The organism is Maridesulfovibrio pacificus (SeqCode) (genome assembly GCF_048612815.1).
In the GTDB taxonomy this organism is placed as follows: domain Bacteria; phylum Desulfobacterota; class Desulfovibrionia; order Desulfovibrionales; family Desulfovibrionaceae; genus Maridesulfovibrio; species Maridesulfovibrio pacificus.
In genome coordinates this window covers 61,967-78,845 of record NZ_JBLZNE010000003.1, presented here as the reverse complement: position 1 = coordinate 78,845, position 16,879 = coordinate 61,967, and the positions used below count along the sequence as shown (strand labels likewise).

Genomic DNA, 16,879 nt, shown 5'->3' with positions numbered 1-16,879 from the left:
CTACCCTCTCATACTCATTATTCAGCGGAAAATTCCATGTTAAAGGAACCGTCTTCATCCACGCCCAGATGTACTGCCGCAGGCATGCCGCCTTCGGTCATATGTATAAGAATTTCCTTGGACATCTTCGGCAGCACATTACCGTTCAGGATATATTCGATGTTTCTTGCTCCGGTTTCCACTTCGGTACAACGGGCCGCGATCTGATCCACCACGGAATCATCATAGCTCAGCTTCATCTTGTTGTTGGCGAGAAGCATTTTTTCCAGCTTACCCAGCTTGAGCTTAGTGATCAGTTTCATGGCTTCAGGATTAAGGCTGAAGTAAGGCACCACGTTCATACGTGCCAGCAGAGCGGGTTTAAAGTGCTGGGAAAGAATAGGCCGGACAGCCGAAAGTACGGCGTCCATTGGCATTTCATCACCCGGATCAAGACTGGCAGTCATTTCCTGAATGACATCCGTGCCGAGGTTGGAGGTCAGGATAAGAATAGTATTCCTGAAATTGATATCCTTGCCCTCACCATCGGTGAGCACTCCCTTGTCAAAAACCTGATAGAAGGTGTTCATTACATCCAGATGAGCCTTTTCCACCTCATCCAGCAGGACTACGGAATAAGGCTGGCGGCGTACGGCCTCGGTAAGCATTCCGCCCTCGCCGTAACCGACATACCCCGGAGGCGAGCCGATCAGCCTTGATACGGTATGCTTCTCCTGAAATTCACTCATGTTCACGGTGACCACGGAACGTTCATCACCGAAAAGTAAATCCGCCAAGGAAAGTCCGGTCTCGGTCTTACCCACACCGGAGGGACCGACCAGCAGGAACACCCCGATGGGCTGATCCGGGTTCTTGATTCCGGCCTTGGAAGCACGGATGACCTCGGCAATGGAAGCAAGCCCCTGATCCTGTCCCTTAATGCGAACTTTGAGTTTATCATCAAGGTCCGCGACGGTTGCGGCCTCGTCACGGGCCATCTTGCCCACAGGAATTCCGGTCCAGTCGGAGACAACACGGCCCACCAGATCGGGGGTTACTTCAATCTGGACCATGGGATCATCACCCTGAAGTTCTGCTAACGCGGCATCGGCCTTATCCAGATCATCTTTAAGCTTGCTAAGACCGTCTGCATCTACCGGATCAGCATTACGTGCTTCCTGAATCTGCGCCCGTACATCCAGAACAGCATGGGCGGCATCCTTTTCCTTGAGCCATTTTTCACTGATCTCCGCGGCCTCAGCATTCTTTGCTTCAATCTGCGCCAGCATCTCCTTGTAATGGTCCTCGTCCACTTCAACCGCGTTACTGCGGTCCCGATCCACGGCTTTCTTTTCGCGTTCAAGGGCCTGCACTACGCGTTGGCAATCCTCCAGCCGCCCGGGTTTTGCCGAGAGATTAACCTTCACCCGCGCACAAGTTGTATCCAGCAGGTCAATGGCCTTATCCGGCAGAAAGCGTCCGGTAATATAACGATCGGAATAAACTGCGGCAGCCACGTTGGCATCATCACGAATAATTACATTGTGTGCCTTCTCATAACTTTCACGCAATCCGCGCAGGATGATGGTCGAAGTATCAACGGACGGTTCATCCAGCTTGACCAGTTGAAAGCGGCGGGCAAGAGCCGGATCTTTCTCAAAATATTTCTTGTACTCGGTCCAAGTGGTAGCGGCGCAGGTCTTCAGCTCCCCGCGGGCCAGCGCAGGCTTGAGCAGGTTGGCAGCATCCGCGCCTCCGGCGGAACCTCCGGCACCAACAAGAGTGTGCGCTTCATCAATGAACAGGATGATCGGAGTTTCACTGGACTTAATCTCATCTATTACGCCCTTTAAACGGTTCTCGAACTCACCCTTCATTCCGGCCCCGGCTTCCAGCAACCCCATGTCCAGACCGAGCAGAGTTACGTCACTTAAAATCTCAGGCACATCCCCTTCAGTGATGCGTAGAGCCAGACCTTCGATAACCGCAGTCTTACCCACCCCCGGTTCACCAACAAGGATAGGGTTGTTTTTACGGCGACGGGCAAGGATATCCACCATCTGACGCATTTCCGGGTCACGTCCGAAAACCGGATCAATGCCGCCCTCACGGGCCTTGGCAGTGAAATCAATGCAGAACCGCTCAATAAATCCACCTTCACCCTTGGATGGTGCGGTAGATTCACCGGGGGCGGCGGCGGGCATTTTGTATTCCACTGATCCCTTGGTTACGGTCCAGAATTCCTTGAGCAGGATCTCGCGATTGATGGCTGAAAACAACTCCGCGTAATTGCCGGAAGCATAAAAATTCGGTTTGCCCAGGAAGGCCAAGAGCACAGAGCCGGAACGAATGCGGGTTTCGCCAAGCTCCACTGATGAAATAAGCCATGCGTCTTCAAACAGTTCCAACAACATAGGCGAAAATACGGGCTTGCCGGAATTTCCGGTCTTGAAATCCTGCAAAACATCCGTAAGGGCAGCGGTAATACGCGGTGTTTCCACGCCGTATTGACGGAAAATAAGCGGCAGATCGCTGTTCACTTCCTCAACACATTTGATGAAAAAATGCTCCACCGAAACTTCATAATTGCTGAGCGAAACACTCAAACCTGCTGCGTTGTGCAATGCATTGGTGCAGAAGGTGTCCAGCTTTGAAAGAAGACTTCTTATGTCTACATTGATCATGCTTCATACCTCTCATGGATGTGTCCGCCTTTATTGGGAAAAGACGCTTTTGCATATTCCAGATGATCCCCGGCAAAAACCCAGGTATCGCAGCCAAGACCAGACCACTGATCTCCGCCTAGGACAGCCGTGTTGGCCTCCCCGGGTTTCATTTCAAGAACCAGATCATACTTGAACGGCTCCACCAGATAGCCGCGCACCAGATTATCCAATTTATCCCCGCTCTCGGCACCGGGCAGCAGTCTGTGGTAACTTGCTGAATCAAGCCTCTGCAAATGTACCGCGAACTTGCTGTTACGGTCCTCCAGTTCTTCTCCGACCCATGATCGCTCACCGAGCGTGTTGGAGCTTTGTCCGAGGAAAAAACGCTGATCTTCGGGAATCTTGACCTTACGCAGCACGCATTGCTCAACATGGATTTTTGAATGCTGCAAAGAATCCTTGAGCAGGGTTTCAAGGCCCAGAGCACTGCGCGGATATTGGGTCAGCAGCCCGATATGACGATAGCGGCGACACTCGGGAGGGACATGGGAAAATGCCTTATAGTGTCCGTAGCCAAGCAGGCTGTCCAAACGCTCCAGCCATGAATGATCCTGCTCATCCACGGCCTTAATCATCAATCTTGAACGACTCCAAGCCCGAAAAAATTGTATATAGGCATTGTTGTTAATAATCTTAAGGAAATCGCGGGTAACAGACTTGTCTTCCGAAGCTTCGGCCAACAACTCCTCTGTATAAAAAACAGGGAGCGGTGAAGAAGCACCGTAAAGTCCCAGAAAAGTAGCTTCGAGATGATAAAGGTCGCCGTCTTCACCCTCTTCCTGCTCAATGTCGGTCAGATCGGTAGCCGGAAATCCGAGGGAAAGCTGTGGACGCACCCGCAGGTGATCACGGTAAAATTCTTCAAGCTCCTTACCCGTACAATGATGCGAATGCAGCCGCAGCAGACGGATGGCCTGAAAAAAGGAATAACCTGTCGGTGTATTGAACAGTTTTCCGGTTACAGAAGAGGACGGTTTCCGATCATCGCAGTCCACTTGTAGACCTCCTTGTTTAAGGTGTCCTCAACAGTCAGCCGGGTGAAGCAATTGACCGAGGCATAGCCGGAAAAAAAACGGTTCATCACCGAACTGAACAGATAGAGATCGCCGCTGTTGGCAAATCCGTCACAGCTGAGCGACATCCTGATCTCCCGGCCGCGCATAACCAATCCGCGCACCAGTCGGTCTCCCTCACTTACCTCCATGCCGGAAATAGCCTCAACTCGTTTGGTATTGGCAACCACAGAGCTGCGATCGCGGGTATCAGTGAAAATATAAAGTTTGACCATGGCCCGCAGGCTTTCCATATCCGCAACAGAAAGATAATTAAGATAAAGATGCGACAGCAGCCGCCAGAGCAGGTTCCGCCCCAGCGGGGGCTGTACCGGGGAAGTGGGCTGGCGGATATTTTCAAATGAAGCCAGCTCCGGTGAAGTTCCGGTTGGCTTGTTGATATCCCCGTACCGCAACTTTTCCGGCAGGGTTCCGTTGGTACAGGTCAAGGCCATGGACAATGTTTCGGTAGCAGGTTCTTCACCCTGTGCCGGATAAGCCACAGAAACAAAAATGTCGGTTTTATCCCGTACCGGAGAACGGCGGTGGTGCACTGTATAGACAGGCATTTCCCCGGCTTGCGGATTGAACATATGGAAAGGTTTGTACGGCTTTTCCTCTACAGTGCCCTGAACATACCCAACCACGTTATCCACAGAGTAGACCTGATAATCTCCACCGGAATCTCCAGAAGGACGGACCTGATATTCCGGTCGTTTATGGTCCAGAATCACCGGCTCGGCATCACGCTTGAACAAATTGATTGCCGGGGTGGCAAACAGGCAAAGGTCATCTTTAGTAAAGCGGTCAAAGTTCTGCGGGACCTTTTCCAGCTCCAGAACTATCTTGAATTTTCCGCTGCTTCCCCGGTTACGCCAGTTATCCAGCCCGGTAATTTCGAAAAAAAGAAACTTTTCCGGCAGGATGAAATATTCCTGCAGAATCCTGTACCCCGGAAAGGATTGCGAAGGATAAGGCAGCAGCGCTTCGTCATCCTCAAAACCGACAGCTTTAAAATTGCTCTTGCCAAGTACGCACAAGCTTCCATCCTCACCGCTGATCTGAATCTCACGGATATAATTAAACAAAAACTTATAGCGCATTGAGGCTGAGGCGGCGTCCCCGGTCAGGTGGAAACGCAGACTGGAATTATCCCATTCTTCCAGTGGAAGACCGTTCAGCTCCAGATTGAGAACCAAGGAACCGGAGGTCCCTGCGCTTTTAACCAGCTCCACATCAGTAATGGAAAGAGGATGCAGGTCCACATCATAGGTAGTGGAAAATATGCATGACATTCCGCTGACCGGAATTGAGCCGATCTGCGCTCCGGCCGGAACCCGGATGCTTTCCATCAGGCTCGGTTTGGGAGTAAATTTTACAATGGTGGTTGAAGGGATGGGCCGTAAATAATGCGGAAAAACCAACTGAACCAGACCGTGTACTATCTCAGGGAATTCATCGTCCAGCTTCTGATTGATCATGCCGGACAAAAAAGCCGAACCTTCCAGAAGCCGTTCCACATCAGGATCAGCACCCGATCCGGTCAGCATGGGAGCCAGCGCAGGGTGAGTCTTGGAAAATTCCACCGCCAGTTCGCGCAAATGGCTCAGTTCCCTCTGATAATACTTTTCGATCATACTATGTATGCCTCCGGCGGCCCTCCGGGGACTTGAACCCTTTTTGTAAAAAGGGTTTAAGAATCCCAAAAACTTTTATTAAAGCTTCGCCGTTTAATTTGATCAGGTACGCGTTAATTATCTTTTACTGAAATCTGGCCATCCGGATCGAGTACCGTCTCGAACACCACGGGCATGTCCTGACCTTCAAGGGCCAGCTTGGCTTGCAGTTTAAAATGCAGGGCCAGCGGGTTATCCTCCATGGGAACGAATTCGATGTGTACGTTTGCCAGCCGGGGTTCATACTTGAGGACAACCTCGGTCATGGATTCTTCGATGGAACGTACAGCATCAAGCCCCGTGGCCCCGATCATGGAAGTAAAGTCCGGTACCCCGAAATCCGGTGCAATCTGGGCATTGCCCTGACGGGTGTTCAGGATCATGCGCAGATAATCGAGCACAGACTTGACCACCTGACTCGGATCGGCAGAATCACGCCAATCCGGGTCCTCTTCCATAAAACGGATACGTTCAAGAAGTCGCTGAGTGGTCAAAATTATCTCCGTTATTCAGGACAGGGGGTTCCCCTGTCCTGAATATCAATCTAACTGGACTTCCAGTCGTCAGTGTATTCGATATTACCGTCAGCGTAGGTCCAAGTAATCTTGGAATAAGTAAAGCTGACATCTTCCATGTCATGATAACCCTTGTTATCGGGCAGGAAGGTCACAGGCTTGTAGCTGTGCAGGTTGACGATAATCGCCTCTTCCATCTTGATGGTGTAATATTTCTTTTCGATTCCGGTGGGATCGATATGATAGTGATCAATTTCAACGGTAAGCTGCTCACCCTTACAACAGGCCTGAGCGAGTTTCGGAGAACCGTTGTCCACGTGCTTGGTCACAGTGAACGGCTGATGGATACGCTGCCCGGTGGGCAGTCCGGTATGGGTGTCCTTGGGGATTTCCACATTGTGATCCAATGCATAGATGAGCATGGTATCTTTTTTATCGCCGGTCTGGGTGCAATCACCCTTGATCTGTCCCTGAGTCTTTCCTGTTACTTTCATATACGAAGTAAGTGCCATAACCCTTCTCCTCAAAATACATGATTAAAGGTTGACCAATTCAGCGGCCGCCGGACTCCATTAAAATAAATACGACGGCCGGACTCTTTCGACTAACTATTCCTTCTCCAGCTTGCCCACCAAGGAAAGGGTGAAGGATGCACCCATGTACTTGAAGTGCGGACGAGCCTTCAGGGAAACCTGATACCAGCCGGGATCGCCTTCCACATCGCTGACCTCGATCTTGGCCATGCGCAAGGGACGGCGGCTGCGCACACTTGGTGCCGGATTATCCATCTCGGTGACATACTGGGAAATCCACGTATTAAGTTCGCGCTCAAGATCGCCACGTTCCTTCCATGTGCCGATATTTTCACGCTGGATAACTTTGATGTAATGGGCCAGACGGTCCATGATCATCATGTAAGGCAACTGGGTAGAGAGCTTGTAGTTAAGCTCCGCTTCCTTGCCTTCCTTGCTGGTGCCGAAGAACTTCGGTTTCTGGCAGGAGTTGGCTGAGAAGAAAGCCGCATTATCGCTGCCCTTACGCATGGTCAGCCCGATAAAACCTTCCTCGGCAAGTTCAAATTCCCTGCGCTCTGAGAGAAGCACCTGTGTGGGAATCTTAGTCTGAACCGCGCCCATGGCCTCATACTGGTAGAGAGGCAGGTCTTCCACAGCCCCGCCGCCCTGCGGGCCGATGATATTTGCGCACCAACGGTACTTGGCAAATGAATCTGTCAACTTAGAGGCGAATGCGAAGGCAGTGTTGCCCCAGCAGAAATCATCATCGCCGTCTGTAACGGTTTCCTGATAATTAAAGCTCTTGGCCGGGAGAGTTTCCGGTCCGTAAGGAAGACGAAGCAGGAATTTGGGAAGGGTCAGCCCCACATTGCGGGCATCATCCGATTCGCGGAATGAATTCCACTTGGCATACTGCGGCATCTCAAAAATAGATTTGAGATCCTTGAGATTGGGCAGTTCACTCCACTTTTCAATGCCGAAGAAATCCGGTCCGGCAGCAGCGATAAAAGGCGCATGGGACATGGCTGAAACTGACGCAGTGTATTGCAGCAGCTTCATATCCTGCGGTCCGGGCCCGAAGTCGTAGTTACCGATAATTGCTCCGAAGGGCTGTCCACCGAACTGGCCGTATTCAGCGGTATAAGCCTGCTTATAAAGGCCGGATTTTGTGATTTCCGGGGCATCGTCGAAATCGTCCAGCAAGTCTTCCTTGGAAACGTTCATCATCTGGATACGCACGTTTTCCCGAAAATCAGTGCGGTCTATCAGAAACTTGAGAGACCGCCATGAGGATTCCATTTTCTGGAAGTCCTTATTGTGAATGATGCTGTCCATCTGCGCAGAGAGCTTTTCATCAATCTGGGCCAGCATGTCGTCAACGAGATTGCCGGAAACCTTGGCTCCCGCGCGTTCAGGTTTGACCATTTCTTCAAGAAAAGCCTGCAAGCCCGCCTTGGTTACGGAATAAGCTTCGTCTTCGGGCTTGAGCTTGGTAGCCTCCACGATGTCATCAAGAAGCGAAACTTCGGCTGTTGACTGCTCAGCCTGCTGTTGTTCAAGTTTTTCTTCTGCCATGGATAATCTCCCTTACTCTATTCCAAGTTCTTTAAGCAGCTTTTCGCGTGCGCCATCATCCTTGACCAGTTCCTGAACCTTTTTCCTGAATTCAGGCACATTGGAAAGCGGACTTTTCAACGCTTTCAAGGCTTCACGGAGTTCCATGAGCTTTTGCAATTCAGGAACCTGAGTGATGATCCGGTCCGGATCGAAATCCTTGAGGCTTTCGAACTTGAGTTTGACCGCCATCTGTGCATCTGGTTCACCGCTGAGCTTATCCTCAACACCCATGTTCAATTCAAGATCCTGCGCCTTGAGCACTTCGTTGAAATTGTCCTTGTCGATGTTCACCGGATCACGGTCCTCGACCATGCGGTCATCATCTTTCTGGGTGAAATCGCCGACCACTAATAATTTGAGAGGAAGCTCGACCTCTTCCTTAGCGTCTCCGGTTTCAGGCTTGTAGACAATATTGACCCTCTCTTTGGGAGCTACGGAACCTTCTTTAGCCATATTCAAGACCTCCGCTGAAAAGTTTCTGGGAACAGTCCAACCCGTTTAATTAACACCGTTTAACTTCAACGCTTCAACAGGGCTGAGCATGCTGATACGCTGTAAAATCTCAATACTCTTTGCTGCTGAATCCGGCCCGCCCTCAGCGACCACCGCTTCATAGGCTGCCCGCAATCCGGTTAAAGCCAGTTCCGGTTCCCACTCAGCAAGACCGGAATTTTCAATTTGTTCCAGCAATTCAATTGCGTGCACATGGGCCACCCCCGCCTGACCTTCCGCAGTAAGAAGTCCGGTCAAACCGGAACGCAGCCTAAAAGCAGCGCGCAGGGAGGGAGATGTATTGATCCTATCACAAATAAGGGAAACTGCCTCGAATAATTTTTTATCCGCAGCAAAATGATTGGCTTTAATCATTATTTCAGACACTTCATCACTTTCAGCACTGGAATCGACAGTCCCTGTTTTACCAAGCGACTGCAACCATGAACGGGTCTTGGGATCGGCAAAGGGAGTGCCGTCGGCAAAACTTAAAGAAGCCATAGCAGGCAAACGCTGCACATAAAATTGTGTCTCCAGTTCAAGAGCGGACAGCGCTGCGGCATAATTTTCGCCCAGTCCTTTAAGGGATTCAGCTGACATGCGGCTAAGGTCCAGCCAGAAAAGATATTCACCGATACGGGATTCGGACTCACGCAAAGCCCCGGCAAAATCCGCTGATTTAAGCTGGCTGGCGATGGAATCTTTGACCGGACCATCCGGTGCAGGGATCATGGTCCGTCCATTTTCCGCCGGAGGAAGAGCGGAAATGGACGTCCACGCAATCAAGCGCCGCAACCGGTAGCCCTCGGCTGCGGCCAGATCATTTGCAAGGAAATAGTCAGAAACGGGAGCGAGGACGGAAAGCCCGCTTTTGAGAACGGCAGAGCATTCTTCAGGAGAATTTATACTGCCCACACCAACAACAACCGGATCAGCCGAAGCAGCAGGGGCTGGAGGAGTTGAAGCTGTTGAAGATTCATCTGCAACAGGAGCAGGCTGCTCCGGTTCAGGAGGAGCGGTAACCGGAAGATGCTGAACATAGCTGGACAGGTCGTGAAGAATAGGCGCGTCCTCGGATTTATCAGCCAAGACAGCATCAAGATCTTTAATCCGCTTATCCAGCAGATCGACAACATCTTTGGGCAGCTCGCCTCCATCATATTCTTTCAGAAATTTCTCAGCATTCTCGTCCCACCAGCTGAGGGCTCCGAACCTTCCGCGCATACGTTTTTTGGCCGGATAAAGGGTATCCCAGAAGTTGGAAACCAGATCGAGCAGCAGTTGCGCCCCGGCTGAAAGGCCTTCCACCCCTTTAAGATGCAAAAGGGCTACAGCCAGATATGAAGCTACTTTCAGATCCTTGGACTTACTACTCAAAATGACAGAGCCGAGCTTGACCACCCGCTTCCAGTCCACCGCCCCTCCGGCAGTGGCACTGGCAAGCTTGTCGATTTCCTGCTGCAAAAGATCATACTCCGGCTCGTAGCGGGCATCCGCGCCGGACGGCTTTGCTTCACTTACAGGTTTCCTGCCCAGATCGAGTAGTTCCATGCTTCCTCCGCTTACGAATACGTGCTGGAAAATCAGATAGATATCCTGACAGCAACAGGCACAAACAGACTAGAGTCCAAATAAACAGTACCATACTTGGCCGCTTCGGCAAACAAAGATCAGTCCCGGCAAAGAAAATAACTGCAAACCTTGCTTTGCAGCCCACAAAGACAACTGCAAGCTTAAGTAATCACCTGTCTAAATAATATTCGTTTATTTTCAGCTATTTAACTAAAATGAAATTCTGGCCCGCCTTTTGCCTAAAGCATGCCCACGGACACACGCAGGTCTAGGCCTGTTTTGCAAAATACTTTTGGAGGAATGTTAGAAATGGCAGAAAATGCAGCTAAACAAAATAGCGAAGTAGTGGTCGATAAGGCTCAAAGCTCTTGGTCCGACCTCTGGAAAAAAGAAGATTACTGGGCCATCTGGCTGGGATTCCTGATCCTGACCGTCGGCGCAATAATCTTTTTCAACAACAAGCCTGCTGGCATGGAAGAAATGTTCGCCAAGCAGAACGCGATCATGACCGAGGAAGCCGCTCGTGCTCCCTTTAAGACCGTAGCCTGGTATGAGGCACAGACCGCAAAAGAAAAAATCAAAGCTAAAGATGCACCCATTGGTAAAGCTATCAAAGGGTTCATGAATAAGCCCCAGAAATGGACCACCAATCCGCTGGACGCTTTTATCCAGACTCAGGAACAGGCTGATGCTAAAAACGCTGCAGCCATGCCAAAGTACTTAAAAGCTAAAGCAGCCGCAGACTCTGCGAAAACAGCAGCTCTCGCAGCGCAGTTGAAAGCTGAGCAAGCCGGATTTAAAGATGCAAGCCTGAATACCGCAACTTCTGCCTCCATTGAATCATGGTTGAAACTGCGCGCTAAAGAAAGCTCTGCCAAAAAGAAAATCAAGAACAAGCCTTTTAACCTGATCCCGTCTCTCTTGGCACTCATGGTCGGTTTCGGATTGTTCTTCTCAATAGGTATGCGTTTCATCGACGGTGACGCCAAGCCCTTCCTCAAAGGTTTCGGTCTGGTATTCGCTGTCGCCATCGCTTCCTACCTGATGGCCAGTCAAGCAACCATGAAGCAATACGGTATCGGTTACGCTGCATGGGCTATTGCCATCGGTCTGGTTATCTCAAACACCATCGGAACACCTAATTGGGCCAAGAAAGCCTTACAGGTTGAATTTTTCATCAAGACCGGTCTGGTTCTGCTTGGTGCGGAAGTTCTGTTCAACAAAGTTGTCGCTATCGGCATCCCCGGTATCTTCGTAGCATGGGTAGTTACCCCTGTTGTTCTGATCACTACCTTCATCTTCGGTCAGAAAGTTATCAAGGTACCTTCCAAAACTCTGAACATGGTTATCTCCGCTGACATGTCCGTTTGCGGTACTTCCGCAGCAATTGCAGCGGCTGCGGCATGTAAGGCCAAAAAAGAGGAACTTACCCTCGCAATAGGTCTTTCCCTTGTCTTTACTTCCATCATGATGATCGTCATGCCCGCTATCATTAAGGGAACCGGAATGCCCTTTATTCTCGGCGGAGCATGGATGGGTGGTACCATCGACGCCACCGGTGCTGTTGCAGCAGCCGGGGCCTTCCTTTCCGAAAAGGCTCTCTACGTGGCAGCGACCATCAAAATGATCCAGAACGTGCTTATCGGTGTGACTGCATTCGGTATTGCAATCTACTGGGCAACCAAGGTCGAAGCTGTTGAAGGACAGAAAGTACACGCTATGGAAATCTGGCACCGTTTTCCCAAATTCGTGCTCGGCTTCCTGACTGCATCCGTGATCTTCTCCATCGTCTACACCTCACTCGGTTCCGATGCCGGATTCACCATGATCGACCAGGGTGTACTGCGCGGCTTCTCCCGCATCTTCCGCGGCTGGTTCTTCTGCCTCTCCTTTGCAGCAATCGGACTGGCAACCAACTTCCGTGAACTCAAGCACTACTTCAAAGGCGGCAAGCCGCTCATCCTTTACGTATGCGGCCAGTCCCTCAACCTGTGCCTGACCCTGCTCATGGCTTACATCATGTTCTATGTGGTCTTCCCGGACATTACTTCCAAAATCTAGACAACTGAAATCACCCCACCAAAGGAGGGAGGCGCAAGTCGCCTCCCTCCGCCCCTTAAAAAAATGAGGTAATTATGATTGAAAAGAAACCACTCAGCCATAGAATTATTTCTTTCTTCGCCACCTGTTCCGTAATCTGGGCCATGGTCTTTGTGGCCGGTCCCATGCTTATAGACACAACCCCGGCCTTCCGCACACTGGCAGACTTCGTAACCGAGTCTGATATTGAAACAGGTGAATTTTATTACACAGACGTGGAAATTGTGGGACATGCAGACCATAACGCACGCAGCTCCATGGAATACCTGCCTCACGGTCCCGGACCGGAATAGAGTCCGGTTCTATGACTTAAGGTTTGAACATGCCATCGATCATCTTACCTGCACTGATCAGGTAATACCCGGTACGGGGAACAGCTCCGAGGAAATAACCGAGCTGTTCAAGCTCGCTGGCACCGAATCCCAGAATGGAGAAATAGACTTTAAAGCAGAGTATAAGGAGCAAAAAACACAAAATGGTCACAGGCAATGATCCGCCCAGGCGAGACAGAAATGTCTTTGCAGGAATTTTCTTTTGAAAAAAAAGAACCAGAGAAGCAGCACATTCAAGAAATCCGTTCCAGCCCCGGACAAACATATCCGCACTGATGACACCAGCCAGAACCGCTGCAAAAAAAAGGAATAAACTGTTCATGGCTCCCCCTGCCCTTAATCAGTCCGCCGAAAAGACCACCCCATTTAATAAGATAATAACCATCGCAGGCAATAACGGTCAAGAATTACGGTCTTGACAACGGATATCCCGGTTGTACTGTTCTGAACAGGCGGCAAAATATGAAACTCCCCAGACCATACTCCATTCAAAGCAAATTTCTGCTGAGCCTCATCCTGACCTCTCTGGTCATCGGTGGCGTGCTTTTTGCGGGCTTTTCCACCCACATGAGCCAAGTACTCGAAAACGTTGTTCGCGAAAAAGCGCGCATGGTTTTCGGACAGGTGGATTCTGTTCAGAATTACGTACGCGGCATACTCCGCCCGCAGATGTACGAAGAACTGCCGGATAAATTCATTATTCAGGCCATGTCTTCATCATTTGTAACCCGCAATATCATGGCCCGTGATGAAAATGAGCCCTCAACCTTCACCTACCGCCGTGTGGCTGAAAAATCCCGCAACCCCTCCTATGAAGCAAAAGGGATTGAGCTGGAGCTGATTAAATATTTCCGGGAAAACCCGCAGCAGCAACTCTGGGAAGGCTATAAAAATCTCAAAGGCGAAAAGCATTTTGTCATGGCCCGCCCTGCGATATTCAAGAAGAGCTGCCTGCGCTGTCACGGCAAAATCGAAGATGCCCCGGTGGAACTGATTGAGCTTTACGGCAACCGTGGCTTCAATCACATACAGGACAGTGTCGGCGGCATCGATTTCGTAGGACTTCCAGTCAGCGCATCCGTGGCCCATATCCAAGAGACCATCATGAGCTACATAGGCGTATTCCTGCTGGCAGTGCTGCTCTATCTTGGCGCCACCAACATGCTTTTCAAACGCATCGTTGCCAACAACATCCGCATCCTGACCACCAACTTCCGCCGCAATTTCAGCGATGAAAAAGGAGTGGCCCTGTTTCGTGAAGTGGAACAGGAAGATGAAGTCGGCGAAATGATCGGTGATATTGAAAAGCTCAGCGATTACATGTTCGATGCCCGTCAAAGACTTCAGGATTATGCCTCCAACCTTGAGCATATGGTCGAGGAACGGACCGGGGAACTTGAGCAGGAAGCCACTGCACGCCAGTCCGATGTGGAGCTTTTCGTGCAGCTTCTGGCCGGATCAAGCAGCAGCCAGTCACGCGGAGAATTATGGAAAGTGGCACTGCCTCTGATCCACAAAAGATTTAATCTTGAACGGACCGCATATGTCTGCACTTTTTCCAGCAAGAATTTCTACTCCATACCCGAAACACCGGAACGCCCGGAACTACCGGATAACTGGGTGGAACTGCTGACAGACTCGGTTTCACTCATCCTTGATGACCGGGCCTATATTCCCGTGGAATCGTCTTCAGGGAGTGCCGAAGGCCTGCTCTGCCTGTTCCGCAAGGAAGGATCATCCTTCCGAGAAAAAGACCGTGGTGTGTTACGCGCAATCGGCCGCCAGCTCGGGATTGCAGCCGACAGCATTTCCGCTCTGAACAGCATTGTGCGCCATAACACCAACCTGCAATCAATCTTTGAGGGCATCAGCGATCCGCTTCTGCTTGCAGACGGAACCGGATCTCCAATTGTTGCCAATGAATCCGCGCGCAAGCTTGGGGAAGAACTGTCCGAAGGTTGTATCACCGACGGAGGGGTTGTAAGCTTACTCTGCCACGGCTGGGGAGATTCAGCGAATTGCGGTATTTCCAAATCACTGCTTATGAACGAACCCCTTTCGCGAGAAGTATCACTCCCTGAAGGCCGTTCTTTTGCAATCAATATCTACCCCATTCACCATACGGAAAATCCCCATGAACGCAGGGTTGTTGTCTACGTCCATGAAACAACCAGCCAGAAGAAAATGCTGGCCCAGATGACTCAGGCGGAGAAAATGGCCACAGTAGGTAAGCTTTCCGCAGGACTGGCCCATGAGATCAACAATCCATTGGGAGTAATTCTCTGCTATGCCGAACTCTTGAAAAAAGGGGCCAGCGGACAGAACGCGGAAGATATTGAAGTTATCCTCAAGCATACCAGACAGGCCCAGACCGTTCTCAAAGATCTGTTGAACTTTGCGCGACCAAAGGTTTCTTCGACAACCGGAACTGAATTTTCCGGGATCGTCCGCGAAGTCGCTGATGTTTTCCGCATTCAGGCAGACAAACAGGGCGCAAGAATTGACCTTGATCTTGATGAATCTGTTCCCAAACTCAATGTTGAACCGCAGGCACTGGAGCATATTGTTGCCAACCTGCTTCTGAACGGCCTTGACGCAGTGCCGGGAAATGAAGGCAGATTAAAAGTATCCCTCGCTATGGAGGGGGCTGAACAGATCGTGTTCAAGATTATGGATAACGGTCCCGGTATCGCACAAGAAGATTTACAATATGTTTTCGACCCGTTCTACACCACTAAAGAAGTAAACAAAGGTTCCGGGCTGGGGCTGGCTGTGGTATTTGGATTTATGAGCGACATCGGCGGTTCCATTGAAGTTGAAAACGGTGATGAAGACAAAGGAGAATTGTCCGGCGCCGTGTTCACCCTGAAATTTCCCCTCACCGCTAAGGATAAGTAATGGTTGAAACAAACCAGCATAAAATACTGATAGTTGATGATCAGGAAGACTTTGCCCGGGGGATTAAAAGGCTGATTGAAGTGGCCTTCCCCGAAAATGAAGTACTCGCAGCTTTTAACGGCGAGCAGGCTCTTGCTGTGCTCAATTCCCAGCAGATCAGCCTGATGGTCAGCGACCTGCAAATGCCTGGAATGAGTGGTCTTGAGCTTTTGAAAACAGCACTTGCGCAAAATGACGTTCTTTCCGCGGTTATGCTCACCGCACATGGAACGGTAGAGACCGCAGTAGATGCCCTCAAGGCCGGAGCCTACGATTTCGTGACCAAGCCCATTGAGCAGGAGAACCTGTTCCGGGTCATCAGCAAAGGTCTGGAACGTAGCCGTTTGCTTGAGGAAAACCGACTGCTGCGGGCACAGATTGAACAGCACAAAGACCGTTTGCTGGGCCAAAGCCCGCTGATGCAGCAGCTGAAGCAATCCATTGGAGCTGTGGCACGCACTGACTATAATGTCCTGATCATGGGCGAATCCGGTACGGGTAAGGAACTGGTAGCCGGAATGGTCCGCGACCTGAGTTCCCGCGCGGATAAACCTTATGTAACGGTCAACTGCACAGCTATCCCCGAAAACCTGCTGGAAAGTGAACTTTTCGGCCACGTTAAAGGATCTTTCAGTGGAGCTGATCATGACCGCGAAGGACTGTTCCTGCGTGCTGACGGCGGAACTATCCTACTCGATGAAATAGGTGATATTCCACTGGAAACCCAAGCCAAACTGTTACGTGTTCTGCAGGAAGGTGAAATCCGACCTGTTGGTTCAGACAACTCGAAGAACATAGACGTAAGGGTTCTTGCCTCCACAAATCAGGACCTGCCGCAACGGGTATCTGAAAAGACTTTTCGCGAAGACCTTTACCACCGTCTGAATGTTCTTCCCTTAAATCTGCCGCCGCTGAAACAGCGGACCGGGGATATTCCTTTGCTGGCCCGGTATTTTGCCCAAAAAGCCTGTATTGAATTGGGATTGCCGGAAAAAGAACTGGACCCGGCAGTTATCGGACACTTGAGCGCACAGAACTGGACCGGCAATGTCCGCGAACTGCAAAACACCATGCGCAAGCTGGCAGTATTCAGCACCGGGGAATCCATAACTATGCTGGCTGTCGACTTGGCCGAAGGCAAAATGTCAGCGGATGCCGGAAGCGACTCCATGTCTTCCCTGCCTTACAAAGAAGCCAAGCAGCAACTGGTGGACAGCTTCAGCCGGAGCTACATCAGCGATCTTTTATCCCACACCGGCGGCAATGTTTCAGAAGCGGCCCGCAATTCCGGCCTGTCACGGGTGGCAGTGCAGAAGATGCTTGCCAGATTCGACCTGAAATCTTCCCTCTTTAAAAAACATTAAGC

Annotated in this window: 13 protein-coding genes; 4 read left to right on the top strand and 9 right to left on the bottom strand. The window is 50.7% G+C overall.

The genetic code is table 11. The features are described from left to right. Window positions 1-17 precede the first annotated feature (17 nt). From tssH to tssA, 8 genes are all read right to left on the bottom strand, one after another. Complete coding sequence (tssH, locus tag ACNI23_RS19665; RefSeq protein ID WP_420250914.1) at window positions 18-2,663, bottom strand: type VI secretion system ATPase TssH; 2,646 nt, start codon at window positions 2,661-2,663, stop codon at window positions 18-20. After that, the gene (gene tssG, locus ACNI23_RS19660; RefSeq protein ID WP_420250913.1) at window positions 2,660-3,700 is read right to left on the bottom strand and encodes a type VI secretion system baseplate subunit TssG; all 1,041 of its coding nucleotides are present in this window, start codon (window positions 3,698-3,700) and stop codon (window positions 2,660-2,662) included. The genes tssH and tssG overlap by 4 nt, the downstream gene beginning before the upstream one ends. Continuing rightward, a complete protein-coding gene (tssF, locus tag ACNI23_RS19655) occupies window positions 3,664-5,394 on the bottom strand; it encodes a type VI secretion system baseplate subunit TssF (protein WP_420250912.1) in 1,731 nt (576 codons plus the stop codon). Before tssF ends, tssG begins: the two co-directional genes overlap by 37 nt. Before the next feature lie 113 nt (window positions 5,395-5,507). Continuing rightward, window positions 5,508-5,927, bottom strand: coding sequence for a type VI secretion system baseplate subunit TssE (gene tssE / locus ACNI23_RS19650; protein WP_012766014.1), 420 nt, complete (start codon window positions 5,925-5,927; stop codon window positions 5,508-5,510). A gap of 50 nt (window positions 5,928-5,977) precedes the next feature. Next, a complete protein-coding gene (locus tag ACNI23_RS19645; RefSeq protein ID WP_420250911.1) occupies window positions 5,978-6,460 on the bottom strand; it encodes an Hcp family type VI secretion system effector in 483 nt (160 codons plus the stop codon). Window positions 6,461-6,556: 96 nt separating this feature from the next. Next, window positions 6,557-8,038, bottom strand: coding sequence for a type VI secretion system contractile sheath large subunit (gene tssC / locus ACNI23_RS19640; protein ID WP_420250910.1), 1,482 nt, complete (start codon window positions 8,036-8,038; stop codon window positions 6,557-6,559). A 12-nt stretch (window positions 8,039-8,050) separates the two neighbouring features. Further along, window positions 8,051-8,533, bottom strand: a complete 483-nt coding sequence (tssB, locus tag ACNI23_RS19635) for a type VI secretion system contractile sheath small subunit (protein WP_420250909.1) — start codon at window positions 8,531-8,533, stop codon at window positions 8,051-8,053. Window positions 8,534-8,578: 45 nt separating this feature from the next. Continuing rightward, the gene (tssA, locus tag ACNI23_RS19630; protein WP_420250908.1) at window positions 8,579-10,123 is read right to left on the bottom strand and encodes a type VI secretion system protein TssA; all 1,545 of its coding nucleotides are present in this window, start codon (window positions 10,121-10,123) and stop codon (window positions 8,579-8,581) included. 330 nt (window positions 10,124-10,453) lie between these two features. Between tssA and ACNI23_RS19625 the strand changes: the two genes are divergently transcribed. Together ACNI23_RS19625 and ACNI23_RS19620 are read left to right on the top strand one after the other, a co-directional pair. Further along, a complete protein-coding gene (locus ACNI23_RS19625; RefSeq protein ID WP_420250907.1) occupies window positions 10,454-12,205 on the top strand; it encodes a YeiH family protein in 1,752 nt (583 codons plus the stop codon). A gap of 74 nt (window positions 12,206-12,279) precedes the next feature. Further along, window positions 12,280-12,537 carry a hypothetical protein gene (locus tag ACNI23_RS19620; RefSeq protein WP_420250906.1) on the top strand — a complete coding sequence of 86 codons (258 nt, stop codon included), beginning with the start codon at window positions 12,280-12,282 and terminating at the stop codon, window positions 12,535-12,537. Between the two features lie 16 nt (window positions 12,538-12,553). On the opposite strand, the gene ACNI23_RS19615 is transcribed toward ACNI23_RS19620, so the two are convergent. Further along, complete coding sequence (locus ACNI23_RS19615; protein WP_420250905.1) at window positions 12,554-12,898, bottom strand: hypothetical protein; 345 nt, start codon at window positions 12,896-12,898, stop codon at window positions 12,554-12,556. Between the two features lie 140 nt (window positions 12,899-13,038). On the opposite strand from ACNI23_RS19615, the gene ACNI23_RS19610 reads away from it, so the two are divergent. After that, complete coding sequence (locus ACNI23_RS19610) at window positions 13,039-15,474, top strand: c-type heme family protein (RefSeq protein WP_420250904.1); 2,436 nt, start codon at window positions 13,039-13,041, stop codon at window positions 15,472-15,474. After that, entirely contained in the window at window positions 15,474-16,877 is a 1,404-nt protein-coding gene (locus ACNI23_RS19605; protein WP_420250903.1) for a sigma-54-dependent transcriptional regulator, read from the top strand. The genes ACNI23_RS19610 and ACNI23_RS19605 overlap by 1 nt, the downstream gene beginning before the upstream one ends. The last annotated feature ends 2 nt before the right edge of the window (window positions 16,878-16,879 follow it).

What these genes read in the sequence shown, in the direction of transcription:
- ACNI23_RS19610 (WP_420250904.1), top strand. Translation starts at nt 13,039, where the DNA reads ATGAAACTCCCCAGACCATACTCCATTCAAAGCAAATTTCTGCTGAGC.
- tssA (WP_420250908.1), bottom strand. Translation starts at nt 10,123, where the DNA reads ATGGAACTACTCGATCTGGGCAGGAAACCTGTAAGTGAAGCAAAGCCG.
- ACNI23_RS19645 (WP_420250911.1), bottom strand. Translation starts at nt 6,460, where the DNA reads ATGGCACTTACTTCGTATATGAAAGTAACAGGAAAGACTCAGGGACAG.
- tssB (WP_420250909.1), bottom strand. Translation starts at nt 8,533, where the DNA reads ATGGCTAAAGAAGGTTCCGTAGCTCCCAAAGAGAGGGTCAATATTGTC.
- tssC (WP_420250910.1), bottom strand. Translation starts at nt 8,038, where the DNA reads ATGGCAGAAGAAAAACTTGAACAACAGCAGGCTGAGCAGTCAACAGCC.
- ACNI23_RS19605 (WP_420250903.1), top strand. Translation starts at nt 15,474, where the DNA reads ATGGTTGAAACAAACCAGCATAAAATACTGATAGTTGATGATCAGGAA.
- tssF (WP_420250912.1), bottom strand. Translation starts at nt 5,394, where the DNA reads ATGATCGAAAAGTATTATCAGAGGGAACTGAGCCATTTGCGCGAACTG.
- ACNI23_RS19625 (WP_420250907.1), top strand. Translation starts at nt 10,454, where the DNA reads ATGGCAGAAAATGCAGCTAAACAAAATAGCGAAGTAGTGGTCGATAAG.
- ACNI23_RS19615 (WP_420250905.1), bottom strand. Translation starts at nt 12,898, where the DNA reads ATGAACAGTTTATTCCTTTTTTTTGCAGCGGTTCTGGCTGGTGTCATC.
- ACNI23_RS19620 (WP_420250906.1), top strand. Translation starts at nt 12,280, where the DNA reads ATGATTGAAAAGAAACCACTCAGCCATAGAATTATTTCTTTCTTCGCC.
- tssH (WP_420250914.1), bottom strand. Translation starts at nt 2,663, where the DNA reads ATGATCAATGTAGACATAAGAAGTCTTCTTTCAAAGCTGGACACCTTC.